Origin of the sequence: Klebsiella sp. P1CD1 (assembly GCF_003790505.1) — a bacterium.
Classification (GTDB): Bacteria; Pseudomonadota; Gammaproteobacteria; order Enterobacterales; family Enterobacteriaceae; genus Klebsiella; species Klebsiella variicola.
Genome location: NZ_CP033631.1, coordinates 4,519,408 through 4,542,533, shown reverse-complemented (window position 1 = coordinate 4,542,533; position 23,126 = coordinate 4,519,408). Strand labels below are relative to the sequence as shown.

Genomic DNA, 23,126 nt, shown 5'->3' with positions numbered 1-23,126 from the left:
ATGCTGCAAATCTCGCATCTTTCCGCCGACTACGGCGGTAAACCGGCGCTGGCGGATATCAACCTGACGCTGGAGAGTGGGGAGCTGTTGGTGGTGCTGGGGCCTTCGGGCTGCGGTAAAACTACCCTGCTGAACCTGATTGCCGGATTCGTGCCCTATCAGCACGGCAGCATCACCCTCGAAGGTCAGCGGGTGACCGGGCCGGGCGCAGAGCGCGGCGTGGTCTTCCAGAACGAAGGCCTGCTGCCGTGGCGCAATGTGCAGGATAACGTGGCGCTGGGCCTCCAGCTGGCGGGCGTGGATAAAGCGCAGCGCCGGCAAGCGGCGGCGCAGATGCTGAAGAAGGTGGGTCTCGAAGGGGCGGAAAAACGCTTTATCTGGCAGCTGTCCGGCGGTCAACGCCAGCGGGTGGGCATCGCCCGGGCGCTGGCGGCGAATCCGCAGCTGTTGCTGCTGGATGAGCCCTTCGGCGCGCTTGACGCCTTTACCCGCGAGCAGATGCAGACATTGCTGCTGAAACTGTGGCATGAGACCGGCAAACAGGTGCTGCTGATCACTCATGACATTGAAGAGGCCATCTTTATGGCCACCGAGCTGGTACTGCTGTCGCCGGGGCCGGGACGGGTGGTGGAGCGGCTGCGGCTTGATTTCAGCCGTCGCTTTGTCGCGGGCGAATCCTGCCGCAGCATCAAATCTGACCCGCGGTTTATTGAACAGCGGGAATACATTCTGAGCCGGGTGTTTGACCAACGGGAGGCTTTCTCATGAGCGTGGTACTGAACGACAAACCGCGTCAGACGACGCTGAAGTGGCGCTGGCCGCTCTCCCGTCAGCTCACCCTCAGCGTGGCGACTCTGGCGGTATTGCTGGCCGTCTGGTGGGCGGTCGCAGCGCTGCAGCTGATTAGTCCGCTGTTTCTGCCGCCGCCGGGCCAGGTACTGCAAAAGCTTATCACCATCGCCGGGCCGCAGGGCTTTATGGATGCGACGCTCTGGCAGCATCTGGCGGCGAGCCTGACGCGGATCGTCATCGCCCTGCTGGCGGCAGTGCTTATTGGCGTACCGGTGGGGATCGCCATGGGGCTCAACTCGACGGTGCGCGGGATCCTCGACCCGCTGATCGAACTCTATCGTCCGGTGCCGCCGCTGGCCTACCTACCGCTGATGGTGATCTGGTTTGGCATCGGTGAAACCTCGAAGATCCTGCTGATCTACCTGGCGATTTTCGCGCCGGTAGCCATGTCGGCGCTGGCAGGGGTAAAAAGCGCGCAGCAGGTGCGCATTCGCGCCGCCCGTTCGCTGGGCGCCAGCCGGGCGCAGGTGCTGTGGCTGGTGATCCTCCCCGGCGCGCTGCCGGAGATCCTCACCGGGCTGCGCATTGGTCTCGGGGTGGGCTGGTCAACGCTGGTGGCCGCTGAGCTGATCGCTGCCACCCGCGGATTAGGATTTATGGTGCAGTCTGCCGGCGAGTTTCTCGCCACCGATGTGGTGCTGGCGGGGATCGCGGTGATTGCCATTATCGCCTTTTTACTGGAACTGGGTCTGCGCGCGCTGCAGCGTCGCCTGACGCCCTGGCATGGAGAAGTACAATGAGTGAACGTCTGAGCATTACCCCGCTGGGGCCCTATATTGGCGCGCAGGTGACCGGGGCGGATTTAACCCGTCCGCTGAGCGACAACCAGTTTGAACAGCTGTATCACGCGGTGCTGCGTCATCAGGTAGTATTCCTGCGCGAGCAAAATATCACCCCGGCGCAACAGCGCGACCTGGCTCTGCGGTTTGGCGACCTGCATATCCATCCGGTCTACCCTCACGCCCCTGGCGTGGAAGAGATTATCGTCCTCGATACCCACAACGATAATCCGCCGGATAATGACAACTGGCATACCGATGTCACCTTTATCGACACGCCGCCCGCCGGCGCCATTCTGGCGGCGAAAGAGCTGCCGACGACCGGCGGTGACACCCTGTGGACCAGCGGCATTGCCGCCTGGGAAGCGCTGTCAGAACCTTTCCGGCAGCTGCTGAGCGGCCTGCATGCCGAACACGATTTCCGCAAATCGTTCCAGGAGTATAAGTACAACAAGACCGAAGCCGAGCATCGGCGCTGGCAGGAAGCGGTGGCGAAGCATCCGCCGCTGCTGCATCCGGTAGTGCGTACCCACCCGGTGACCGGCAAGCAGGCGCTGTTCGTTAATGAAGGGTTTACCACGCGAATTGTCGAGGTGAGTGAGAAAGAGAGCGCAGCGCTGCTGAACTTCCTGTTTGCTCATGTCACTAAACCGGAGTTTCAGGTGCGCTGGCGCTGGCAGCCGAACGATGTCGCTATCTGGGATAACCGGGTGACCCAGCATTACGCCAATGCCGACTATCTGCCGCAGCGGCGGATCATGCACCGGGCGACGATCCTCGGCGATAAGCCGTATTACCGGGCGGGGTAATGCTTGTAGCCGGTTAAGGCATCAGCCGCGAGCCGCGGAGAAAAGCGGATGCTGCATTGCCCGTTGCTTCCCGGAGGCGGCGCCTGACGCGGCTTTTCCGGGCGACCGATCCGTCGGAAACGGTGAACCGTAGCCCGGCTAAGGCGCAACGCGCCGCAAGCCGGGAAAAAGCGTTTATGCCGATTTTTGCGCACCCAGATGCGCGCCAATATAGCGCTGATAGCGATTGGCCTTCAGGTAGGTGAGATCCACCAGCACCAGACCATCCACGCAGTTATTGAAATCCGGATCGCTGCCGAAATCGATAAACTGTACGCCGCCCGGCTCGCACACTTCCGAGTACTGCTTATACAGCGGCGGGATCGCGCAGCCGAGATTGCCGAGCAGGGACTTCAGCCGGGCCAGGTCGTCGTTGTAATCCTCCCCGCCAAACTGCGCCAGCACGTCGGGCAGCGACGCCGGATAAGGTCGACGCGACTCCGCAAGCGGATGCGTTGCCGGGAACCACAGCCGGTAGAACGCCACCAGCAGATCGCGGGCGGCGGGCGGCAACCCGCCAGAAATCGACACCGGACCAAACAGATAGCGATAGTGCGGATAGCGCGCCAGATAAGCGCCGATGCCTGACCACAGGTAGTCCAGCCCGCGACGCCCCCAGTAGCGCGGCTGGATAAAGCTGCGCCCCAGCTCAATGCCGTGCTGCAGGACATCGTCCATCCGCCCGTCGTAATGGAACAGGCTGTAACTGTAGATCCCTTCCAGGCCGCGCTTTGCCAGCTGGATGGCCGTCGGCATAAAGCGGTAAGCGCCGACGATTTCCAGATCGTCTTCATCCCACAGGATCAGATGCAGATAGTCGTCGTCATACCCGTCGATATCCCGCCGTTTGCCGCTGCCTTCCCCGACCGCGCGGAAGGCGATTTCCCGCAGACGTCCCAGCTCGCGCAGCAGCGGCGCGTCCTCCTGGCCGTTGCGCTGCCAGAGGTAAATCACTTTGCCGTCGGTGGTGCGGCCCAGACACTCGGCCTTATGCAGTTCGCGTTTGAGCAATGCCCGGTCTTCCGGACGGGCGATGGCGCTTTCGGTTTTGAACTGCCCCGGCAGCCCTTTGCGCAGTTGTTCCAGGTGCTGATAGCAGCGGCCGGTAAGCTCGCGAGCGCTGGACTTGGCATCGAACCAGCTCGACCAGGGGATCTGCTGGCCGATGCGCACCGGCAGGCTGCTGTTGCGCCGGCGAAACATCTGCTGCATCAGCAGGAGCAGCGGCAGGTTGTCGGAGACCAGCGTGCTGGCGTAAAACAGGGCGCTGTTGTGGGCGTTAATCCACGCCGGCAGCAGCGGGGCGCGATATTTTGCCGCCAGCTTAATAAAGCCGGAGTGCCATTTTTTATCGCGGATACCGCGACGGGTGAGGCGGGAGACTTCCCCCGCCGGGAAGAAGATCAGCACCCCGCCGGCCTGCAGCTGGTGATCCATCTGCTGCAGCGCCGCTTTAGCGGTGCGGCCATGAATATTATCTACCGGGATAAACAGCGAGCTCAGGGGCTCAAGGTGGGTGAGCATGCGGTTGGTGACCACTTTGACATCGCGGCGCACGCGGGATACCGCATACAGGAGCGCCAGGCCGTCGAGGGTGCCGGTGGGGTGGTTGGCGATAATGACCAGCGGGCCATATTCGGGGATTTGTTCGAGATCGTGCGCCGGGATGGCGCAGCGGATATTGAGGTATTCCAGTACCTGTTCGACCGTATCAAGCCCCTTCAGGTGGCGATGACGATCGGCAAATTGTTGAAACTCTTCCTCATAAAACAGCTTTTTTAACAGTTTCTTTTGCCAGGGGGCGGGCCTCGCCTGAGGCCACAGGTCATCGAGTACGTTGTCGAGACTAAACATAGTGGCTCCTCCTCCGTCCTGCCCAGACAGTAGAAGGTGGAGATGTCGTTCAGATTACAGTTGGGTGAAGTTTCGGTCGCAGCAAGCGAGGTTCCCCGGATAGCGGCGTAAGCGCCTTATCCGGGCTACGGTTGGCGCCGATTTGTAGCCCCGGTAAGCGAAGCGCCACCGGGGAGGGGCGGGTTTAACGGAGGATTTTTTTCTCGGCCAGATCGAGGGCGAAATAGCTGAAGATCAGGTCGGCGCCTGCGCGTTTGATAGCGCCGAGGCTTTCCAGAACCACTTTCTCTTCATCGATAGCGCCCGCCTGGGCAGCGAATTTGATCATCGCGTACTCCCCGCTGACCTGATAGGCGCCGAGCGGCAGATCGCTGCGTTCGCGGATATCGCGCAGAATATCCAAGTAGGCGCCAGCCGGTTTCACCATCAGGCAGTCGGCGCCCTGGGCTTCATCGAGCAGCGACTCGCGAATGGCCTCCCGGCGGTTCATCGGGCTCATCTGATAGGTTTTCCGATCGCCCTTCAGCGCGGTACCGGCCGCTTCGCGGAACGGGCCGTAGAAGGAGGAAGCGAACTTGGTGGAGTAGGACATAATCGCCGTATTAGTGAAACCGGCGGCATCCAGCGAGCGGCGAATCGCCTGTACCTGTCCGTCCATCGCGGCGGAAGGAGCGATGAAATCCGCCCCCGCGGCGGCAGCGACAACGGCCTGTTTGCCGAGGTTTTCCAGGGTCGCGTCGTTATCCACCCCGTGGTCGCACAGCACGCCACAGTGACCGTGGGAAGTGTATTCGCAGAAGCAGGTATCGGACATGACGATCATCTCCGGCACCGTGGACTTGCAGATCCGCGACATACGCGCCACCAGGCCATTTTCATTCCAGGTATCGCTGCCGGTGGCATCGGTGTGATGAGAAATGCCAAAAGTCATCACCGAGCGAATGCCGGCGTTAGCGATGCGTTCGATTTCACGTGCCAGATATTTTTCCGGAATGCGCATCACGCCGGGCATGGCCTCGATCGCTTTGTAATCATCAATTTCTTCTTCAACAAAGATCGGCAACACCAGGTCGTTCAAACTCAGTGTTGTCTCTTCAAACAGGGCGCGCAGCGCAGCGGATTGACGCAGGCGGCGGGGGCGAGTGATTAAATCTGTCATGGTTTGCCTGATTTTGTGAAATGAAAGACGTTAGTGTAACTGAAATGGCATGGGGATGTTTCGCCAAAACGATCGTTATGTCGTGTCGGCGAAACCCCCGCGAGCTTACTGGCTGGCCGTCTGCATGTTGGGCTGCGCGCCGCTCAGCTCGCTGACCAGGTCGTTGATGCCATCGCTCATATTGTTGAAGCGGGTTAACGGCGAGCGGGTTACCACCACAAAGGCGCCGACGTTAGCCTGCGGATTCATCGCCATATAGGTGATAAACCCGCCGCCGCCGCCGGTTTTCTGAATAATCCCCGGATGGCCATTCTTCGGCTTCATATACACCCAGCCAAGTCCCAGCGCGTCGGCGCGGCCCGGCACGTCCATACCAATCACCCGGGTCAGTTGGTTACGCTGATAAATCAGCGTCTGCATCCGATCGGCCTGCTGGCTGCGGGTATAGAAATCGGATGACAGGAACTGCTGCATCCAGCGCATCATATCCCCCGGCGTCGAGTAGACTCCGCCGCTGCCGATCGCCGCCAGGGTGTTGTTGCATGGGCTGGCGCCTTTTTCCGGGATCATCAGCCGCTGGCACTGATCCGGTGACGGGGTAAAGGTGGTGTCCTTCATCCCCAGCGGCCGGGTGATCTGTTCTTCAAACAGCTGCGGATAAGGTTTGCCGGCAGCGGTGGAGAGCGCGTCCGCCAGTAAATCAAAGGCCAGGTTGGAGTAGGCCGCCTGTGAGCCCGGCGCGGTCTTCAGGGTCGCGGTAGAGAGCCAGTTCCAGCGCTGCTGGCGGGTCGGCCAGACAAACACCGGACGATGAGCGGCGCCGCCAGGCTGCTCGCGCGGCAGGGCGCTGGTATGGGTTGCGAGGTTAACCAGGGTGATTGGTTTTCCCTGCCAGTCAGGCACCCGGGTACCCGGCGGGGCGTATTTGCTCAGCGGATCGTTGAGTTTCACCACTCCCTGGTCGAGCAGCTTCACCAGCATCTCGCTGGTCATCAGTTTGCTGAGGGAGGCGATACGGATCACCGAGTCGAGCTGCGGGTGCTGATTATTCCCCGGGCGGGTTTCGCCAAAGCTGCGAAAAACACGCTGATTGCCATCGATAACCACCAGCGCCATGCCGGTGGCGCCGCTGCCGTAGTAGATATGATTGGCGTAACGATCGACCACATCCGAGGCGAAAACCGGGTCAACGGTAGGCTGTGCGGCCTGCACCGAGGTCCACGACGCCGCGCACAGCGCAGCAAAAATGAGCAAACTACGTTTCAACGGAGATCATCCATTAAATAAATAAAAAAGAAGAGGGTATTTATACTACGAAGTGGCGCAGAACAAAGTGGGATTCACGACATTCCTGCAGGAAAAAGGTAACGGTGCGTAAAAAAGACTTTTTTACGCTTTCAGATATCGGCTTTTTCCGCTGCCGCGTATGATGACCGTTTGGCTGAAAGTTCGTGGGAGAGAACAATGACGGCTCAACGGGTAGTAATGGTCGTGGATATGCAAAACGGCGTGTTCGCCACGCCGCGTCTGGCGCGCGAGCGCTGCGTCGCGCAAATTAATCGTCTGGTGCGCGCGGCGGACAAGGTTATTTTCATTCAGCATGATGAGGCCGGCGGCCTCGAAGCCGGCAGCGAAGGCTTCGCCCTGCTTCCCGAGCTGGAACAGCCAGCTGGCGCGCTGTATGTCACCAAAACCGCCTGCGACGCCTTCTACCACACCTCGCTGGCGCAGGTGCTGGACGAACACGATATTCAGCAGTTCGTCATCTGCGGCTGCGCCACCGACTACTGCCTCGACACCACCATTAAAAACGGCGCCAGCCGCGGGTACGGTATTGTGATCGCGGAAGATGCCCATACCACCGCCGACCGCCCCGCCGCGCAGGCCGCGACGCTTATCGCCCACTACAATGAGGTGTGGCGTACGCTGACCGTTCCTGGCAATCCTTTACAGGTGAAACCCACAGAAACAATTCTGCACGCCTGGCAGCAGAACTAAGCTGTTGATATCCGGTCTTATCATTCGTCTGCCCCGCGAGAGCGCATCCACGCGGCGGCCGACGTATGCGTCGTACACAGCAATAGCAGAACGATAAGAAGTTAGCAGGAGACAATGATGTTTAAATCTTTTTTCCCCAAACCGGGGCCGTTTTTTATTTCTGCCTTTATCTGGTCGCTGCTGGCCGTGATCTTTTGGCAGGCGGGCGGCGGCGACTGGCTGCTGCGGGTCACCGGAGCATCGCAAAATGTGGCGATCAGCGCGGCGCGCTTCTGGTCGCTCAACTATCTGGTGTTCTACGCTTACTATCTGTTTTGCGTCGGCGTGTTTGCACTCTTCTGGTTTGTCTACTGCCCGCATCGCTGGCAGTACTGGTCGATTCTCGGCACGTCGCTCATCATCTTCGTCACCTGGTTTCTGGTGGAAGTCGGGGTGGCGATCAACGCCTGGTATGCGCCGTTCTACGACCTGATCCAGAGCGCGCTGGCCACCCCGCATAAGGTCAGCATCAACCAGTTTTATCATGAGATCGGCATCTTTCTCGGCATCGCGCTCATCGCGGTGATCATTGGCGTGATGAACAACTTCTTCGTCAGCCACTACGTCTTCCGCTGGCGCACGGCGATGAACGAACACTATATGGCCCACTGGCAGCATCTGCGCCATATCGAAGGCGCCGCGCAGCGTGTGCAGGAAGATACCATGCGCTTTGCCTCCACCCTGGAAGATATGGGGGTAAGCTTTATCAACGCGGTGATGACCTTGATCGCCTTCCTGCCGGTGCTGGTGACGCTCTCCGAACACGTTCCCGACCTGCCTATCGTCGGCCATTTGCCGTATGGTCTGGTGATTGCCGCTATCGTCTGGTCGCTGATGGGGACCGGCCTGCTGGCGGTGGTGGGGATTAAGCTGCCGGGCCTGGAGTTTAAAAACCAGCGCGTGGAAGCCGCCTATCGTAAAGAGCTGGTCTACGGTGAGGACGATGAAACCCGCGCCACGCCGCCGACGGTGCGCGAGCTGTTCAGCGCGGTGCGTCGCAACTATTTCCGTCTCTATTTCCACTATATGTATTTCAATATCGCCCGCATTCTCTACCTGCAGGTGGATAACGTTTTCGGCCTTTTCCTGCTGTTTCCGTCGATCGTTGCCGGTACGATTACCCTCGGGCTGATGACGCAAATTACCAACGTCTTCGGCCAGGTGCGCGGCTCGTTCCAGTACCTGATTAGCTCGTGGACGACGCTGGTGGAACTGATGTCCATCTACAAACGTCTGCGCAGTTTTGAACGCGAGCTGGACGGCAAGCCGCTGCAGGAAGCGATCCCGACATTACGTTAATTAAGACAAGGAAGCATGATGGCCGCACGTTTATCGCGCATTATTCCCGGTTCATTGACGCTGTTGGCGGCCATGGTGCTGAGCGCCTGTACCAGCCAGCAGGCCCCGACGCTGAAAAAGGGCGAGAAGCCCGTTGACGTGGCGTCGGTGGTGCGGCAGAAAATGCCGGCCAGCGTCAAGGATCGGGAGGCCTGGGCGCAAGCCATCGCCACCGCGTTTGACAGCCAGAAGCTGGCGCCGACGGAAGAGAATGTCTGCTCGGTGCTGGCGGTCGCGCAGCAGGAGTCTAACTATCAGTCCGATCCGGTGGTGCCGGGGTTGAATAAAATCGCCTGGCAGGAAATTGACCGCCGGGCGGAAAAAATGCACATTCCGCCGTTTCTGGTCCATACCGCGCTGAAGATCACCTCGCCAAACGGTAAAAGCTATAGCGACCGTCTGGACAATGTGAAGACGGAAAAGCAGCTGAGCGCCATTTTTGATGACTTTATCGGGATGGTGCCTATGGGGCAGAAGCTGTTCGGTTCACTTAACCCGGTGCACACCGGGGGGCCGATGCAGGTCAGCATTGCCTTTGCCGAGCAGCACACCTCCGGCTACCCGTGGAAAATGAACGGGACGGTGCGCCAGGAGGTCTTCAGCCTGCGCGGTGGCCTGTGGTTTGGCACCTATCATCTGTTGAATTACCCGGCCAGCTACAGCGTGCCGCTGTACCGCTTTGCCGACTTCAACGCCGGCTGGTATGCCAGCCGTAACGCCGCCTTCCAGAACGCGGTGGTGAAAGCCAGCGGGGTGAAACTGGCGCTCGACGGCGACCTTATCCGCTACGACAGCGAGGAACCGGGCAGCACCGAGCTGGCGGTGCGTCGTCTGGCGGGCCAGTTGGGAATGAGCGACAGCGAGATCCACAGCCAGTTGAAAAAGGGCGACAGCCTGGCGTTTGAGAAGACCGACCTTTATCAGCAGGTTTTCCGCCTCGCCGAGAAAAGGGCGGGCAAGACTCTGCCGCGGGAGATGTTGCCAGGGATCCAGCTTGAGAGTCCGAAAATTACCCGTAATCTGACGACGGCGTGGTTTGCAAAACGGGTTGATGAGCGGCGGGCAAATTGTATGGCGCGGCGTTAACGGCGCTGACGCCAGCGCACAATGAGCGCCAGCAGCCCGATGAACGAGCAGCCGATCAGGAAAGGGATCAGGCCAAAGAGGGTGCCAACGGCGAGACTGATGTCGACTTGCGGACGGCTGGCGTCCTGCGTTTGCATCAAGCGTTCAAATACCCCCGGAGCGTGGATCAGCATGCTGAGCATCTGCGCGCCGGCCCAGCAGCAGACTAGCACGAACAGGCCGTAGGCGACATGGCTGCCGGTCAACGCCCCTCTTTTTTTATTTCCCAAAAGCGATTTTGAAAAACTGAATTCAGCCATAGGCCCTCCCACCTCTGTACTGCTGGTTTTTTCTCCAGCTCTATGGCAGGTATTCTGGCAGTGAGGGGCCATTGTCAGTATCAGATTGCTGGTAATTGCCGTCCAGGAATAATCCTGTTTTCGCCGGTGTGTTAACCGCGCCACAGGAATGGAAAAGGGAGAGCGGCGTCGCAATCCAGCAACATTCTCTCCCGCGCTACAGACCGCCGCGGGCGGCTATGCGAAGATGCGTTTTTTTGCTGTTGGAGGTCGCATGAAGCTCACAGATAAAATTCGCCGCGACTGGCACTACTACGCGGTGGCGCTGGGGCTAATTTTTATTCTCAATGGGGTGGTGGGGCTGCTGGGGTTTGAAACACAGGGCTGGCAATCCTACGCCGTCGGTCTGGTCACCTGGGTCATTAGCTTCTGGGCCGCGGGCCTGGTGATCCGCCGCCGCCCGGCAGAAGAGGCCTGAGACCCCTGCTGCCAGGCGCGATAAACGCGTTTTAGTTCATGGAGGTTTTCAGCGCCCGGTCCGCGGCATGGCGCTCCAGCGCCAGCTCAATCAGCCGGGTGATCAGGCTGGTGTAGTCGAGGCCGCTGGCCTGCCACAGCTTCGGATACATGCTGATGTTGGTAAAGCCCGGCAGGGTGTTGATCTCGTTGATCACCACCTCGTTGTCGGCGGTGAGGAACACGTCGACGCGGGCCATGCCGCTGCAGCCCAGGGTCTGGTAGGCCTGCACTGCAATCGCGCGGATCTTGTCGTTGATCTCAGGGGCGATGGCGGCCGGGACCACCACCTGCGCGCCCTGGTCATCGATATATTTGGTGTCGTAGGCGTAAAACTCGCTGTTGAGGACAATCTCACCGCAGGTGCTGGCCTGCGGGTGGTCGTTACCCAGCACCGCACACTCAATTTCCCGCCCTTTAATGCCTTGTTCCACCACGACTTTATGATCAAATTCAAAGGCCAGGGCCACCGCCTGATGGTACTGCTCTTCGTTTTTAACTTTGCTGACGCCAACCGATGATCCCTGGTTGGCCGGCTTCACGAACAGCGGCAGCCCCAGCTTCGCTTCGACATCGGCAAAGCTGAACTGCGCGCGGTTGGCGCGGGTCAGGGTGATAAACGGGGCGACGGCGAGCCCGGCATCGCGCAGCAGACGTTTGGTCACGTCTTTGTCCATACAGGCCGCGGAGCCCAGCACATCGGAACCAACGAAAGGCAGATTCGCCATGCGCAGCATCCCCTGCAGGGAGCCATCCTCGCCCAGCGTGCCGTGGACGATGGGGAAAATCACATCGATAGCCGCCAGCGGCTGGCCGCTGTCGGCGTTAATCAGCTGCTGTGCTTCGCGGCCCGGGATCTGCGCCAGGGTCACCGTGGAAGGACGCAGGGCAATGCGGGCAGGATCCTGAGCATTGAGCAGGTAGTTGCCGGCGTCGTTGATGTGCCATAGCCCCTGTTTATCAATACCCAACAGAACCACATCGAAGCGCGATTTATCAATCGCTTCCACGATATTCTTCGCTGACTGCAGCGACACTTCATGCTCCGCCGACTTGCCGCCAAAAACGATCCCAACCCTCATCTTTGCCATTTCAACTTCCATCCAGATAACATCAAAGGGCATAACATACCATGTGAAACCGCTGCCTGCCTGCCATAATATTTACCTGATCAATTGACGGGAGTGGGCGTGAGAGGAAAGACGCTGCTGGTGCTGGCCGGGCTGCTCGGCGCGGGCCTGTTAGGATACCGCTATCTGCCGCCGCACCTGAATCCGCTGGCGCCGCTGGCGCTTGACGATCCCCCGGGCTGGTTGACGTCATTCAAGCTGCGCAGGCTGACGGCAGACCAGTGCGCCTCCCTGCTGGCGGAAGCCAATCGCCGCCGGCTTATCGCCAGCCAGCCGGTGGCGGACAGCGAGGGAAGCTGCCCGCTGCATAACGTGGTGCGGGTAGCGAATTTTGGCAGCGTGACGCTGAGCAGCAGTTTCCTCGCCAGCTGCCCGCTGGCGCTGAGCAGTGCGCTGTATGTCGAGCAGCAGGCGAAACCGCTGACCCGTCAACTGATGGCGAGCGATCTGCGCCAGATCGATCATCTCGGCAGCTTCGCCTGCCGCAATATCTACCATCGGCAACAGGCGCGGCGCAGTGAACACGCCACGGCGGACGCGCTGGACGTCAGCGGTTTCCGCCTGGCGGACGGCCGACGCGTCAGCGTCCTGCAGGGCTGGCGGAGCGAGACCTCGCATCCCTGGCTGGCGGCGCTGTTGAACAACAGCTGCCACTACTTCGGCAACGCGCTGGGGCCAGAGTACAATGCGGCTCACACCAATCATTTTCATCTGGGGATGCGCGGACAGGGCTTCTGCTTTTGAGCATAAAGCGCTGTGAGTAGCCTAAATGACCAGAAAATGCTTCGTCAGGTTCTCATCCACACTCATAAAACACCAAACTCACCGCCAGCGCATCTATGGTAGTACACCAGTGGAATGAAATTGCTAAGCTAGGTAATAATTGGCAAATCATTAATGAATACGCGTAGTTATGGAATCCTGGAAGGTTAATCTCATCTCCGTCTGGTTTGGTTGCTTTTTTACCGGCCTGGCGATCAGTCAAATTCTCCCTTTTTTGCCCCTCTACGTCTCCCAGCTGGGCGTTACCTCGCATGAAGCGCTGTCGATGTGGTCGGGGCTGACCTTCAGCGTGACTTTTCTTGTCTCGGCGATCGTCTCGCCGATGTGGGGGAGCCTGGCAGACCGCAAAGGCCGCAAGCTGATGCTGCTGCGTGCCTCGCTGGGGATGGCGATTGCTATTTTACTGCAGGCCTTCGCCACTAACGTCTGGCAGCTGTTTATCCTGCGGGCGATCATGGGCTTAACCTCCGGTTATATCCCCAACGCCATGGCGCTGGTGGCCTCCCAGGTGCCGCGCGAGCGCAGCGGCTGGGCGCTGAGCACGCTATCAACCGCGCAAATCAGCGGCGTGATCGGCGGCCCGCTGCTGGGCGGCTTCCTGGCGGACCACGTCGGACTGCGGATGGTCTTTTTTATTACGGCGATCCTGCTGACCATCAGTTTTCTGGTGACCCTGTTTCTGATCAAAGAGGGAGGGCGCCCTCAGGTCAGTAAAAGCGAGCGCCTCACCGGAAAACAAGTCCTTGCCTCTTTACCCTATCCGGGGCTGGTGATCAGCCTGTTCTTCACCACCCTGGTGATCCAGTTGTGCAACGGCTCAATTGGCCCGATCCTGGCGCTGTTTATCAAGTCGATGGCGCCGGACAGCAACAATATCGCCTTTCTGGCCGGGATGATCGCCGCGGTGCCTGGCGTGTCGGCGCTGATTTCTGCGCCACGGCTGGGTAAGTTAGGCGATCGCATCGGTACCTCGCGGATCCTGCTCGCGACGCTCTGCTGCGCAGTGGTGATGTTTTTCGCCATGTCTTTTGTCACCACCCCGCTGCAATTGGGTACGCTGCGTTTCCTGCTCGGCTTTGCTGATGGCGCGATGCTCCCGGCGGTGCAGACCTTATTGCTGAAATACAGTAGCGACAGCGTCACCGGACGCATCTTTGGCTATAACCAGTCGTTTATGTATCTGGGCAACGTCGCCGGGCCGCTGATTGGCGCCTCTGTATCGGCGATGGCCGGCTTCCGCTGGGTGTTTATTGCTACCGCCATTATCGTTTTCATTAACCTCTGGCAGCTGGCATGGATGCTGCGCCGCACCCGCCGGGCTAACGCCTGAACCTCTGCTGACGGTATTTATCGCGATACCGTCAGCGTTATTCACCGTCGGTACATTTACCATTACTTTTTGTTATCGCCATGCCGTGAGCGCTATTCCATTTTATTATTTCCTGCGCCATCTGGTTATAACCATCCCCGGCCATGATTAAACAATACTATTTATAGTGGTATTTTGTTGTGGTAAAACGTTTCGCTGTATATTGGGTGTTGCGATGATTCTTATTTTAAGTAATTCTGAGGTCCGTCATCGGGTATGACATCCCAATCAAAAACAGGCCTCGCATAAGGAACTGGTGCTATGAAGAATCTCATTGCTGAGTTACTGGTTAAACTGGCGCAAAAGGAAGAAGAAGCAAAGGAACTGACGGTGCAGGTTGAAGCGCTGGAGATCGTGGTCACCGCATTATTGCGCCATATGGAGCATGATGCCCAGCAGGCATTGATTCAGGATATAGAACAGGCGATTGACCAGGTGACGCCCTGTCCGCCGGTCAACGACCAGGATGCGATGCTGCTGCAGCAATATCTAAAGAAGCTGTTGCGGCATCCTCGTAGCTAGTCTTTGTGACACGACAAGGATGCCGTCATTTTTCTGTCATCTCCCTTTTATAAAGTCTCCCTCGTTTTGTTTTTTTTAAGTATTTTTTACATGGAGATGACAAAAGTGAAATTAAGCGCCCTGTTTATTGCCCTGGTTCCTCTGCTGGGCTCGCCGGTTATTCATGCAGAAACCACTGCTGCGCCGGTTCTGGAAAATCGCGCTGCGCAGGGAGATATCACCACTCCCGGCGGCGCGCGTCGTTTAACCGGCGATCAAACCGAAGCGCTGCGCGCCTCGTTAATCAATAAGCCGGCTAAAAACGTTATTTTGCTGATTGGCGATGGCATGGGTGATTCGGAAATTACCGCTGCGCGAAATTATGCGCAAGGGGCAGGCGGTTTCTTTAAAGGGATTGACGCCTTGCCGTTAACCGGGCAGTACACGCACTATTCGCTGGATAAAAAAACCGGGAAACCGGACTACGTGACCGACTCGGCGGCGTCCGCCACCGCCTGGACCACCGGCGTCAAGACCTATAACGGCGCGCTGGGCGTCGATATTCATGAGAACGCGCATCAGACCATCCTCGAGCTGGCGAAAGCGGCGGGGCTGGCCACCGGCAACGTTTCCACCGCCGAGCTGCAGGACGCCACCCCCGCAGCGCTGGTGGCGCATGTGACATCGCGTAAATGTTACGGCCCCACGGTCACCAGTGAAAAATGCCCCAGCAATGCGCTGGAGAAAGGGGGCAAAGGCTCCATTACCGAACAGCTGCTGAACGCCCGGCCGGATGTCACCTTAGGCGGCGGGGCGAAGACCTTTGCCGAAACGGCGACGGCGGGCGAGTGGCAGGGCAAAACCCTGCGCGAGCAGGCGGAAGCGCGCGGCTACCAGATTGTGACCGACGCGGCTTCCCTTGCCGCCGCGACTGACGCCAGTCAGGCTAAGCCGCTGCTGGGACTCTTCGCCGATGGCAATATGCCGGTTCGCTGGGAAGGGCCGAAGGCGTCTTATCACGGCAATATCGATAAGGCGCCGGTGACCTGTACGCCAAACCCGAAACGCGACGCCTCGGTGCCGACGCTGGCGCAGATGACGGAGAAAGCGATTGACCTGCTGAGCCGCAACGAGAAAGGTTTCTTCCTGCAGGTGGAAGGCGCTTCCATCGATAAACAGGATCATGCGGCGAATCCGTGTGGCCAGATCGGCGAAACCGTAGATCTCGACGAAGCGGTGCAGAAGGCGCTGGAGTTTGCGCGAAAAGACGGCAATACCCTGGTGATCGTCACCGCCGACCATGCGCACGCCAGCCAGATCATTCCGGCGGACAGTAAAGCCCCGGGACTGACCCAGGCTCTGAATACCCACGATGGCGCAGTGATGGTCATGAGCTACGGCAACTCTGAGGAAGAGTCGATGGAGCATACCGGCACCCAGCTGCGTATTGCGGCCTACGGTCCACACGCGGCTAACGTCGTCGGCCTGACCGACCAGACTGACCTGTTCTCGACCATGAAAGCCGCCCTGAGTCTGAAATAAGTCGCTGCCGGTGGAGAAATCGCGTCACCGGCTGGTTTTTTTTCTATCTGCGTCCAGACTTACAACGATCTACTCACAGAAGGATGGTGCGATGAAAATAACCTTACTAATGACTCTACTGTTTGGCTTGATCTTTATCAGCGCGGTTGGCGCGGCAGAAAAAACGCCCACTCCACAGCAGCAAAAGATGACGGACTGCAATCAGCAAGCGTCAGCCAAAGCGCTGAAAGGAGATGAGCGCAAAACGTTTATGAGCCAGTGCCTGAAAAAAGAGACCACTACGTCGCAAGGAAAAGCGCTCACCCCTCAGCAGCAGAAGATGAGCGACTGCAACAAAGCGGCCTCGGCAAAATCGTTGAAGGGTGATGAACGCAGTACCTTCATGAGTACCTGCCTGAAGAAAGCCTGAAAAAAAAGGGAGCGCCTGCGCGCTCCCTTCTTCTTTGAACACTCAGGGCATTGCTGCCTACCCTCTCAGGCTCAGGAGCGGCTCAGTTTCTCTGATTTCTCCATACACTGGGTGATGGCTTCGATCACCGCGGAGCGGAACCCTTTCTCTTCCAGCACGCGGACGGCTTCGATGGTGGTCCCGCCAGGCGAGCAGACCATATCTTTCAGCGCCCCCGGATGCTCTCCGCTCTCCAGCACCATTTTGGCGGAGCCCATTACCGCCTGGGCGGCGAATTTATAGGCCTGGGCGCGCGGCATGCCGCCGAGGACGGCGGCATCGGCCATCGCTTCGATAAACATAAAGACATAGGCCGGCGCGGAGCCGCTCACGCCCACCACCGGATGGATCATCGGCTCGGCAATTTGTTCCGCCTGGCCAAAGCAGCGGAAAATGGTCAGCACTTCGGCCACATCTTCGCTGCTCACCAGCGCGTTAGGCGTGACGGAGGTCATACCGGCGTTGACCAGCGACGGCGTATTGGGCATCGCGCGAATAATTTTGCGATCGTGACCGAGGGCGCGCGCCAGTTGCTCAAGCGTGACCCCGGCGGCGATGGAGACCACCAGCGACTCTTTATTCAGGCTTGAGGCGACGTCGCCCAGCACTTTGGTCATGATCCCCGGCTTAACCGCGCCGAAGACGATATCGGCAATCTGCGCCACTTCCTGAGCGCTCCCGGCGGCGTTGATGCCATACTGGTCGCGCAGAGCCGCAACCTTATCCGGCGACGGGGTGTAGACCCAGATTTGTCCCGGCTGTACCTGGCCGCTGGCGATCAGTCCACCCAGAATGGCCTTACCCATATTGCCGCAGCCGATAAAGCCAATTTTCTTATCCATCACCATTCCCCTCTGCTTTTTTCGTTACGATCTGATTAGCTTACCATCCTGCGCTTTCATGGGGGAGAAAAGCAGGTAACATTGGCGTCACTTATTGCAGGTAACAGGAGCTGGCATGGCTATTTGGGTAGATGCGGACGCGTGTCCGAACGTGATTAAAGAGATTTTGTTCCGCGCGGCAGAGCGTACCCAGACCCCGGTGACGCTGGTGGCGAATCAGCCGCTGCGCGTGCCGCCGTCGCGTTTCATCCGCACTCTGCGGGTTGAGCAAGGTTTTGACGTGGCGGATAACGAAATCGTTCGCCAGTGCGCGGCGGGAGATTTAGTCATCACCGCCGACATCCCGCTGGCGGCAGAGGTGCTGGCGAAGGGCGGGGCGGCGCTGAATCCGCGCGGGGAACGTTACAGCGAGGCGACGATCCGCGAGCGCCTGACGATGCGGGATTTTATGGAGACATTACGGGCCAGCGGCGTGCAGACCGGCGGCCCGGATAGTTTATCGCAGCGCGACCGGCAACAGTTTGCCGCCGAGCTGGAGAAGTGGTTGCTGGCGGTTAAGCGTCAGCAGGGTTAAACCCAGCTATCGTCGTCGCTGCCAATATCATCGTCGCCAAAGCCGGCGTCGAAGTCGTCGTTCCAGGTGTTGTCGGCAAGGAACTGATCGTCTCCCTGGCGGAACGGATCGTCACCCGCGGTGGCGTCCTGCGCGGCGGCATCAGGCTGCGGCTGCTCTTCGATGATATTAACGATCTCCTGCGGGTGCGAGCCGCTGAACATGTTGGTCAGCATATTGCCCAGCACCACGCCGCCCGCTACGCCTGCGGCCGTTTGCAGCGCGCCCGCCATAAAGCCGCCGCCGCGTGCCGCTGCCTGCGGGGCATAGTTCGGTTGCTGTTGCGGCGAGGCATACTGCGGCTGGGCGCTGGCTTGCGGGCGACCGTATTGCTCCGCGCCCGGGATGGGGTCAGAGCCGCGTGACGAGCCGCCACCGCCAAACAGGCCGGAGAGGAATCCGCCGCTGCTGGGCTTCGCCGCCTGCAGCTGGCTGACCTGGCTCTCCAGAGCCTGGATGCGATCGTTAAGCTGTTTAATCGCGGCTTCCTGGATAAGAATGGTTTGCGCCATATAGTAGGGGGCCGCCGGCTGCGCGCTCACATGTTGGGCAATCCGCTCCTCGGCGCTGGTATCGCGCGATGCACTGTGCGCCTCAGCCTCTTTTAGCCGGGAAAACAGTCCATCAATAAGGCGTTGTTCTTCAGATTGCATGTTACATTCCTCTGTCACACTGTCGAATAGGCATCAGGGTGCGTCTGAAACACGATGTTGTAAATATGTTGCTTCGTAAAGCTATGCATAAATGTGTTACCGTTTACGCCAGCGTTGGATAAAAAATAACGCCCAGCCGAAAGTAAAGCTGGTTAAACACTTAATGCAATGATAAGTTTACATCAAGAGCCCCTTTTGTCACTGTGGTGATGGGGTGTAAAGAAGTTGTGTAACGTTTTGTTTACGACCACGTTACGGAACAAACAGCGATAATACGTTCTTTCGTTTTCATATTTTACGACAGGCGGAACCAGGGGGTCTTCGGTCATGACACAGCCAATCTTTCTCATCGGGCCACGAGGCTGCGGTAAAACCACCGTCGGTCATGCGCTGGCGCGAGCGCGGCATTTTCAGTTCTCCGATACCGATCATCGGCTGCAGGCCCATGAGCAGCGGACGGTGGCAGAGATCGTGCAGGCAGAAGGGTGGGCGCGTTTTCGCGAACTGGAGACCCTGTCGCTGAAGGCCGTGACTCTGCCGAATACGGTGATCGCCACCGGCGGCGGTATTGTGCTGGCGGAAGGTAATCGCCAGTTTATGCGGGAAAACGGCGTGGTGATCTATCTGCAGGCCTCGGTGTCGGCGCTCATTGATCGTCTGGAGGCCTACCCAAAAGCCGAACAGCGGCCGACGCTTACCGGTAAGCCGGTACGTGAGGAAGTGGGCGAGGTGTTGGCGCAGCGCGAAGCCTTATACCGTGATGCCGCCCATCATATTGTCGATGCCACGGCCTCCCCGGATCGGGTGGTGGAGCAGATTATGACCATGCTGTGCGGCGCGACGGCAACCCCGGTAAGTTAAGAATTTACTTACATTAAGGCGGCGAGGGGCGCCTATACTTGATAGTTCTGATACCAGAAGAAGGAAGAACTATGCCAAACAGGCCCCCATATCCGAGAGAAGCGCGCGTGGTTGCGGTAGAGAAAGGCCCGCAGGGTCAGACCGTCACCTGGTATCAACTCCGCGCGGATTATCCTGAACCCAATTCGCTGATCAGCGAACATCCTACCGAGCAGGAAGCCGTGGATGCCAAGCGGCGCTATGAAGATCCTGATAAGTCGTAACCCCTGAGCCCGGATTGCCGGCCATACTGGCAATATCGGGCGTATCTCACATTTTTTATTTATCAGTCGTACTAATGAATATCTAACACACGGATTTTTCAGGCACGCCGCTGTCGCCCGGCAATCTTTACATTCAACCGCGGCGCGGAACTGCTACGCTTCTCGACGGTTGATTTTTACTCACCAGGGGGGCGGATGCCGTGTGTGGTAAGTCTGTCTTGAAGCAGTGGTAGTGAAAAGGTACATGATATGAGTAGTGCAACGATGGCAATTTTGACCATCGGCGTTGTGCCGCTGGCGGGAGTGTTGCCGCTCCTGACCGAACATATCAGGGAAGAACAGATCACCCACATTAGTTTGCTGGGCGATATGACACATGCTGAGGTAACCAAAGAGTACGCGGTGGGTGACGGCGAGCAGGGCCTGCTGACCTTGCTCAATGATAACCAGCTGGTGATGGTATCGCGGCAGAAAATTGAACGCGATATCCGCAGCGTGATCGCGATGCTGGATCGGCAGAACTATGATGTGATCCTGTTGCTTAGCTCCGAACAGTTAAGCGGTTTTACCACCCACCATGCGATCCTTCTTGAGCCGCAGCGGATCATCCCGCCGCTGGTGGCGTCGATCGTCGATGGGCATCAGGTGGGGGTGATCGTGCCGGTGGAAGAGATCATGCCTATGCAGCGGCAAAAGTGGCTCTCGCTGGAAAAGTCGCCGTACTACGCGCTGGCCAACCCTTTTACCGGCAGCGACAGTGAGTTATTAAGCGCCGGCAAAACGCTGCTGGAGCAGGGCGCCGACGTGCTGGTCCTCGACTGTCTCGGTTACTATCAGCATCACCGCGATGTGTTACAAAAAGCCCTGGACGTCCCGGTTTTGCTGTCGAATGCGCTGGTTTCCCGACTGGCGGCAGAACTATTGGTCTAATGTGTTAATTTCACGTGACAGGGGCAAGGAGCGCCCCCTATATTGAGCCTTTAACCGACGATCAGAAGGGCTTGTTTATGCTTCAAAGCAATGAATACTTTGACGGAAAAGTGAAATCCATTGGCTTCACCAGCAGCAGTACCGGTCGCGCCAGCGTTGGCGTGATGGCGGAAGGGGAATACACCTTTGGTACGGCGCAGCCGGAAGAGATGACGGTGGTCAGCGGGGCGCTGAATGTCCTGCTGCCGGGTGAGACTGAGTGGAAAGTTTACGCCGCCGGCGAAGTTTTCAATGTGCCAGGCAACAGCGAATTTCATCTGCAGGTGGCTGAGCCAACCTCTTATCTGTGCCGCTATCTGTAAGCCAGAGTGACACCCGGCGCCTGCCGGCGGGTTGTTTTTTCCTTCCTGCCTGGCAGGAAGGAAAGCGGCGCTTAGCGCTGCGCTTCGCCGCCGAGCCCTTCTACCAGGCTTTGGATCAGGGCAGCCAGCTCGCCGGTCATTAAGATAAAGTCGGCGTCAAAGCGCTGGGCGAAATCCTCCCGATCGATATCTTCGTTTTGGTCACGTAATTCATCGCAGAACTTGAGGCGCTTAATTGACGCATCGTCGCAGATCACAAACTGAATACGCTGCTGCCAGTCCAGCGCCAGCTTGGTGACGACCTTCCCGGCCTCAATGTGCACGGCGATTTCGTCGCTGACCAGATCCTGTTTCTTGGCGCGGATCACGCCGCCATCTTCCAGCATCGCTTTCAGCTCGGCTTCATCCAGCAGCTGGAAGCCCTGCGCCACGGTGCCGGAGCGGACCCACTCGGTCAGCGTCAGCTCAATCGGATTCTCCAGGGTCAGCGGCACCACCGGCAGCGAACCGAGGGTTTTACGCAGCAGGGCCAGCGTGTCTTCCGCTTTCTTCGCGCTGGCGCAGTCGACCATGATCAGGCCGTTAACGGTATCGATCCACATCATCGTCTGGCTGAAGCGGCTGAAGGCGCGCGGCAGCAGCGAGTGCAACACTTCATCTTTCAGGGAATCTTTCTCGGTCTTCTTCAGCTTGCGGCCCTGATCGGCTTCCAGCTTCTGGATCTTCGCCTCCAGCGCCTGCTTGATCACCGGCGACGGCAGGATCTTTTCTTCTTTACGCGCGCAGATAATGATCTGGCCGTTTGCCGTATGCGTCAGCGCGTCGCTGTGCGATCCCATCGGCGACACCCAACCGGTTTTCGCCATATCCTGGCTGCCACACGGGGTAAATGTCAGCTCGGCCAGCTGTTTTTCCATCTCCTCGGCGCGCAATTCGATATCGCGGCTGAGACGGTAAACCATTAAATTTTTGAACCACAGCATGATAATTTCCACGGCTTTGTCGTTAAATCAGGCGGGCATGATAGCGAATTGTCGCTATGCTTGCATTGTTAATCGGGGTGAGGAGCTGAGCGTGCGTATTGGTATTGATTTAGGTGGAACAAAAACCGAAGTGATAGCCCTGAGCGACCAGGGAGAGCAGCTGTTTCGCCACCGGTTACCCACGCCGCGTGAGGACTACCGGCAAACCATCGAGACTATCGCCACCCTGGTGGCGATGGCCGAGCAGGCGACCGGGCAGCAGGGTACCGTGGGGATGGGCATTCCTGGCGCAATTTCGCCCTATACCGGGGTGGTGAAAAACGCCAACTCGACCTGGCTCAACGGCCAGCCCTTTGATAAGGATCTCAGCCTGCGCCTTGAGCGTGAAGTCCGGCTGGCCAACGACGCCAACTGTCTGGCGGTGTCGGAGGCGGTGGACGGCGCGGCGGCGGGGGCGCAAACGGTGTTTGCGGTGATTATCGGCACTGGCTGCGGCGCCGGGGTGGCGCTCAACGGGCGGGCGCATATCGGCGGCAACGGTAACGCCGGCGAGTGGGGGCATAACCCGCTGCCGTGGATGAACGACGATGAGCTGCGCTATCGCGCCGAAGTGCCCTGCTACTGCGGTAAACAGGGATGTATCGAAACCTTTATCTCCGGCACCGGCTTTGCCACCGACTACCAGCGGCTGAGCGGCAAGGGGTTAACCGGCAGCGAGATTATGCGTCTGGTGGGCGAAGGTGACGAAAAGGCCGAACTGGCGCTGAGCCGCTATGAACAGCGGCTGGCGAAATCGCTGGCCCACGTGGTGAATATCCTCGACCCGGACGTTATCGTGCTGGGCGGCGGGATGAGCAACGTCGAGCGTCTGTATCAAACGGTACCGGACCTGGTGAAGCAGTGGGTCTTCGGCGGCGAGTGTGAAACGCCGATCCGCAAAGCGTTGCACGGTGACTCCAGCGGAGTACGCGGCGCGGCCTGGCTGTGGCCGCTCCAGGGGACCTGAACCGCTCCCCCTCACCCCGGCCCTCTCCCTGCAGGGAGAGGGAGAAAAGCGGTACGGTGCGGGTGGTAGAGGCAGTGGCCGGGAACCCCTCAC

At 58.8% G+C, this 23,126-nt stretch carries 26 protein-coding genes; 18 read left to right on the top strand and 8 right to left on the bottom strand.

All coding sequences use genetic code 11. The features are described from left to right. From tauB to tauD, 3 genes are read left to right on the top strand one after another with little or no spacing between them, the layout of a single operon-like run. Entirely contained in the window at window positions 1-768 is a 768-nt protein-coding gene (tauB, locus tag DTA24_RS22550; RefSeq protein ID WP_004893960.1) for a taurine ABC transporter ATP-binding subunit, read from the top strand. Further along, window positions 765-1,592, top strand: coding sequence for a taurine ABC transporter permease TauC (gene tauC, locus DTA24_RS22545; RefSeq protein ID WP_008805332.1), 828 nt, complete (start codon window positions 765-767; stop codon window positions 1,590-1,592). Before tauB ends, tauC begins: the two co-directional genes overlap by 4 nt. Further along, window positions 1,589-2,440 (top strand): taurine dioxygenase, encoded by an 852-nt coding sequence (gene tauD / locus DTA24_RS22540; RefSeq protein WP_004144604.1) that lies wholly within the window; start codon window positions 1,589-1,591, stop codon window positions 2,438-2,440. The genes tauC and tauD overlap by 4 nt, the downstream gene beginning before the upstream one ends. A gap of 174 nt (window positions 2,441-2,614) precedes the next feature. Here the strand turns inward: tauD and DTA24_RS22535 are convergent, their stop codons facing one another. From DTA24_RS22535 to ampH, 3 genes are all read right to left on the bottom strand, one after another. Next, window positions 2,615-4,333 carry a lysophospholipid acyltransferase family protein gene (locus tag DTA24_RS22535; RefSeq protein ID WP_012542727.1) on the bottom strand — a complete coding sequence of 573 codons (1,719 nt, stop codon included), beginning with the start codon at window positions 4,331-4,333 and terminating at the stop codon, window positions 2,615-2,617. Window positions 4,334-4,517: 184 nt separating this feature from the next. Further along, on the bottom strand, window positions 4,518-5,492 hold the full coding sequence (hemB, locus tag DTA24_RS22530; RefSeq protein ID WP_002890201.1) for a porphobilinogen synthase: 975 nt from the start codon (window positions 5,490-5,492) through the stop codon (window positions 4,518-4,520). A gap of 105 nt (window positions 5,493-5,597) precedes the next feature. Then, window positions 5,598-6,758: a D-alanyl-D-alanine-carboxypeptidase/endopeptidase AmpH gene (gene ampH, locus DTA24_RS22525; RefSeq protein ID WP_008805334.1), complete on the bottom strand. Its 1,161-nt coding sequence runs from the start codon at window positions 6,756-6,758 to the stop codon at window positions 5,598-5,600. A 219-nt stretch (window positions 6,759-6,977) separates the two neighbouring features. Between ampH and DTA24_RS22520 the strand changes: the two genes are divergently transcribed. The 3 genes from DTA24_RS22520 to DTA24_RS22510 all read left to right on the top strand — a co-directional run bounded on the left by DTA24_RS22520 (window position 6,978) and on the right by DTA24_RS22510 (window position 9,953). Next, window positions 6,978-7,490, top strand: a complete 513-nt coding sequence (locus DTA24_RS22520) for an isochorismatase family protein (RefSeq protein ID WP_162493340.1) — start codon at window positions 6,978-6,980, stop codon at window positions 7,488-7,490. 117 nt (window positions 7,491-7,607) lie between these two features. After that, window positions 7,608-8,828 (top strand): peptide antibiotic transporter SbmA, encoded by a 1,221-nt coding sequence (gene sbmA / locus DTA24_RS22515; RefSeq protein WP_008805336.1) that lies wholly within the window; start codon window positions 7,608-7,610, stop codon window positions 8,826-8,828. 18 nt (window positions 8,829-8,846) lie between these two features. Then, window positions 8,847-9,953, top strand: a complete 1,107-nt coding sequence (locus DTA24_RS22510) for a DUF1615 domain-containing protein (RefSeq protein ID WP_012968854.1) — start codon at window positions 8,847-8,849, stop codon at window positions 9,951-9,953. Here the strand turns inward: DTA24_RS22510 and DTA24_RS22505 are convergent. Further along, window positions 9,950-10,252 carry a YaiY family protein gene (locus tag DTA24_RS22505; RefSeq protein WP_012542723.1) on the bottom strand — a complete coding sequence of 101 codons (303 nt, stop codon included), beginning with the start codon at window positions 10,250-10,252 and terminating at the stop codon, window positions 9,950-9,952. The two genes, DTA24_RS22510 and DTA24_RS22505, sit on opposite strands and share 4 nt — an antisense overlap. A 253-nt stretch (window positions 10,253-10,505) precedes the next feature. On the opposite strand from DTA24_RS22505, the gene DTA24_RS22500 reads away from it, so the two are divergent. Further along, window positions 10,506-10,709, top strand: a complete 204-nt coding sequence (locus DTA24_RS22500) for a DUF2754 family protein (protein ID WP_012968852.1) — start codon at window positions 10,506-10,508, stop codon at window positions 10,707-10,709. Window positions 10,710-10,740: 31 nt separating this feature from the next. Here the strand turns inward: DTA24_RS22500 and ddlA are convergent, their stop codons facing one another. Beyond that, the gene (gene ddlA, locus DTA24_RS22495; RefSeq protein ID WP_012542722.1) at window positions 10,741-11,838 is read right to left on the bottom strand and encodes a D-alanine--D-alanine ligase; all 1,098 of its coding nucleotides are present in this window, start codon (window positions 11,836-11,838) and stop codon (window positions 10,741-10,743) included. A 99-nt stretch (window positions 11,839-11,937) separates the two neighbouring features. Here ddlA and DTA24_RS22490 point away from each other — a divergent pair, with 99 nt between their 5' ends. The 5 genes from DTA24_RS22490 to DTA24_RS22470 all read left to right on the top strand — a co-directional run bounded on the left by DTA24_RS22490 (window position 11,938) and on the right by DTA24_RS22470 (window position 16,481). Then, window positions 11,938-12,621, top strand: coding sequence for an extensin family protein (locus DTA24_RS22490; protein ID WP_123837070.1), 684 nt, complete (start codon window positions 11,938-11,940; stop codon window positions 12,619-12,621). A 169-nt stretch (window positions 12,622-12,790) separates the two neighbouring features. After that, window positions 12,791-13,990, top strand: coding sequence for a multidrug efflux MFS transporter (locus DTA24_RS22485; protein WP_008805342.1), 1,200 nt, complete (start codon window positions 12,791-12,793; stop codon window positions 13,988-13,990). Window positions 13,991-14,290: 300 nt separating this feature from the next. Continuing rightward, window positions 14,291-14,551 carry an anti-adapter protein IraP gene (iraP, locus tag DTA24_RS22480; RefSeq protein WP_008805343.1) on the top strand — a complete coding sequence of 87 codons (261 nt, stop codon included), beginning with the start codon at window positions 14,291-14,293 and terminating at the stop codon, window positions 14,549-14,551. 90 nt (window positions 14,552-14,641) lie between these two features. After that, complete coding sequence (gene phoA, locus DTA24_RS22475) at window positions 14,642-16,072, top strand: alkaline phosphatase (RefSeq protein WP_012542718.1); 1,431 nt, start codon at window positions 14,642-14,644, stop codon at window positions 16,070-16,072. 91 nt (window positions 16,073-16,163) lie between these two features. Then, window positions 16,164-16,481 carry a PsiF family protein gene (locus tag DTA24_RS22470; RefSeq protein ID WP_008805345.1) on the top strand — a complete coding sequence of 106 codons (318 nt, stop codon included), beginning with the start codon at window positions 16,164-16,166 and terminating at the stop codon, window positions 16,479-16,481. 71 nt (window positions 16,482-16,552) lie between these two features. Here DTA24_RS22470 and proC read toward each other — a convergent pair whose 3' ends face one another. Continuing rightward, window positions 16,553-17,362, bottom strand: a complete 810-nt coding sequence (gene proC, locus DTA24_RS22465) for a pyrroline-5-carboxylate reductase (RefSeq protein ID WP_008805346.1) — start codon at window positions 17,360-17,362, stop codon at window positions 16,553-16,555. A 115-nt stretch (window positions 17,363-17,477) separates the two neighbouring features. On the opposite strand from proC, the gene DTA24_RS22460 reads away from it, so the two are divergent. After that, on the top strand, window positions 17,478-17,936 hold the full coding sequence (locus DTA24_RS22460) for a YaiI/YqxD family protein (RefSeq protein ID WP_008805347.1): 459 nt from the start codon (window positions 17,478-17,480) through the stop codon (window positions 17,934-17,936). Here DTA24_RS22460 and DTA24_RS22455 read toward each other — a convergent pair. Further along, complete coding sequence (locus DTA24_RS22455) at window positions 17,933-18,628, bottom strand: DUF2076 domain-containing protein (RefSeq protein ID WP_008805348.1); 696 nt, start codon at window positions 18,626-18,628, stop codon at window positions 17,933-17,935. The genes DTA24_RS22460 and DTA24_RS22455 overlap by 4 nt on opposite strands. 327 nt (window positions 18,629-18,955) lie before the next feature. Between DTA24_RS22455 and aroL the strand changes: the two genes are divergently transcribed. The 4 genes from aroL (at window position 18,956) to ppnP (ending at window position 21,044) form a co-directional block, all read left to right on the top strand. Further along, the gene (aroL, locus tag DTA24_RS22450; protein WP_008805349.1) at window positions 18,956-19,489 is read left to right on the top strand and encodes a shikimate kinase AroL; all 534 of its coding nucleotides are present in this window, start codon (window positions 18,956-18,958) and stop codon (window positions 19,487-19,489) included. A 71-nt stretch (window positions 19,490-19,560) separates the two neighbouring features. Beyond that, complete coding sequence (locus DTA24_RS22445; protein ID WP_008805350.1) at window positions 19,561-19,752, top strand: YaiA family protein; 192 nt, start codon at window positions 19,561-19,563, stop codon at window positions 19,750-19,752. A 249-nt stretch (window positions 19,753-20,001) separates the two neighbouring features. Further along, the gene (locus DTA24_RS22440) at window positions 20,002-20,682 is read left to right on the top strand and encodes an AroM family protein (RefSeq protein ID WP_123837069.1); all 681 of its coding nucleotides are present in this window, start codon (window positions 20,002-20,004) and stop codon (window positions 20,680-20,682) included. A gap of 77 nt (window positions 20,683-20,759) precedes the next feature. Then, the gene (gene ppnP / locus DTA24_RS22435) at window positions 20,760-21,044 is read left to right on the top strand and encodes a pyrimidine/purine nucleoside phosphorylase (RefSeq protein ID WP_002890284.1); all 285 of its coding nucleotides are present in this window, start codon (window positions 20,760-20,762) and stop codon (window positions 21,042-21,044) included. 71 nt (window positions 21,045-21,115) lie between these two features. Here the strand turns inward: ppnP and rdgC are convergent, their stop codons facing one another. Then, entirely contained in the window at window positions 21,116-22,027 is a 912-nt protein-coding gene (gene rdgC / locus DTA24_RS22430; RefSeq protein WP_002890285.1) for a recombination-associated protein RdgC, read from the bottom strand. 91 nt (window positions 22,028-22,118) lie between these two features. Here rdgC and mak point away from each other — a divergent pair, with 91 nt between their 5' ends. Next, a complete protein-coding gene (mak, locus tag DTA24_RS22425) occupies window positions 22,119-23,033 on the top strand; it encodes a fructokinase (protein ID WP_012542714.1) in 915 nt (304 codons plus the stop codon). Window positions 23,034-23,126: the final 93 nt, after the last annotated feature.

What these genes read in the sequence shown, in the direction of transcription:
- DTA24_RS22510 (WP_012968854.1), top strand. Translation starts at nt 8,847, where the DNA reads ATGGCCGCACGTTTATCGCGCATTATTCCCGGTTCATTGACGCTGTTG.
- phoA (WP_012542718.1), top strand. Translation starts at nt 14,642, where the DNA reads ATGGAGATGACAAAAGTGAAATTAAGCGCCCTGTTTATTGCCCTGGTT.
- tauD (WP_004144604.1), top strand. Translation starts at nt 1,589, where the DNA reads ATGAGTGAACGTCTGAGCATTACCCCGCTGGGGCCCTATATTGGCGCG.
- DTA24_RS22440 (WP_123837069.1), top strand. Translation starts at nt 20,002, where the DNA reads ATGAGTAGTGCAACGATGGCAATTTTGACCATCGGCGTTGTGCCGCTG.
- DTA24_RS22460 (WP_008805347.1), top strand. Translation starts at nt 17,478, where the DNA reads ATGGCTATTTGGGTAGATGCGGACGCGTGTCCGAACGTGATTAAAGAG.
- ddlA (WP_012542722.1), bottom strand. Translation starts at nt 11,838, where the DNA reads ATGGCAAAGATGAGGGTTGGGATCGTTTTTGGCGGCAAGTCGGCGGAG.
- DTA24_RS22485 (WP_008805342.1), top strand. Translation starts at nt 12,791, where the DNA reads ATGGAATCCTGGAAGGTTAATCTCATCTCCGTCTGGTTTGGTTGCTTT.
- DTA24_RS22455 (WP_008805348.1), bottom strand. Translation starts at nt 18,628, where the DNA reads ATGCAATCTGAAGAACAACGCCTTATTGATGGACTGTTTTCCCGGCTA.
- tauC (WP_008805332.1), top strand. Translation starts at nt 765, where the DNA reads ATGAGCGTGGTACTGAACGACAAACCGCGTCAGACGACGCTGAAGTGG.
- DTA24_RS22445 (WP_008805350.1), top strand. Translation starts at nt 19,561, where the DNA reads ATGCCAAACAGGCCCCCATATCCGAGAGAAGCGCGCGTGGTTGCGGTA.
- hemB (WP_002890201.1), bottom strand. Translation starts at nt 5,492, where the DNA reads ATGACAGATTTAATCACTCGCCCCCGCCGCCTGCGTCAATCCGCTGCG.
- rdgC (WP_002890285.1), bottom strand. Translation starts at nt 22,027, where the DNA reads ATGCTGTGGTTCAAAAATTTAATGGTTTACCGTCTCAGCCGCGATATC.
- ppnP (WP_002890284.1), top strand. Translation starts at nt 20,760, where the DNA reads ATGCTTCAAAGCAATGAATACTTTGACGGAAAAGTGAAATCCATTGGC.
- DTA24_RS22520 (WP_162493340.1), top strand. Translation starts at nt 6,978, where the DNA reads ATGGTCGTGGATATGCAAAACGGCGTGTTCGCCACGCCGCGTCTGGCG.
- DTA24_RS22535 (WP_012542727.1), bottom strand. Translation starts at nt 4,333, where the DNA reads ATGTTTAGTCTCGACAACGTACTCGATGACCTGTGGCCTCAGGCGAGG.
- DTA24_RS22505 (WP_012542723.1), bottom strand. Translation starts at nt 10,252, where the DNA reads ATGGCTGAATTCAGTTTTTCAAAATCGCTTTTGGGAAATAAAAAAAGA.
- iraP (WP_008805343.1), top strand. Translation starts at nt 14,291, where the DNA reads ATGAAGAATCTCATTGCTGAGTTACTGGTTAAACTGGCGCAAAAGGAA.
- aroL (WP_008805349.1), top strand. Translation starts at nt 18,956, where the DNA reads ATGACACAGCCAATCTTTCTCATCGGGCCACGAGGCTGCGGTAAAACC.
- DTA24_RS22470 (WP_008805345.1), top strand. Translation starts at nt 16,164, where the DNA reads ATGAAAATAACCTTACTAATGACTCTACTGTTTGGCTTGATCTTTATC.
- tauB (WP_004893960.1), top strand. Translation starts at nt 1, where the DNA reads ATGCTGCAAATCTCGCATCTTTCCGCCGACTACGGCGGTAAACCGGCG.
- sbmA (WP_008805336.1), top strand. Translation starts at nt 7,608, where the DNA reads ATGTTTAAATCTTTTTTCCCCAAACCGGGGCCGTTTTTTATTTCTGCC.
- DTA24_RS22500 (WP_012968852.1), top strand. Translation starts at nt 10,506, where the DNA reads ATGAAGCTCACAGATAAAATTCGCCGCGACTGGCACTACTACGCGGTG.
- proC (WP_008805346.1), bottom strand. Translation starts at nt 17,362, where the DNA reads ATGGATAAGAAAATTGGCTTTATCGGCTGCGGCAATATGGGTAAGGCC.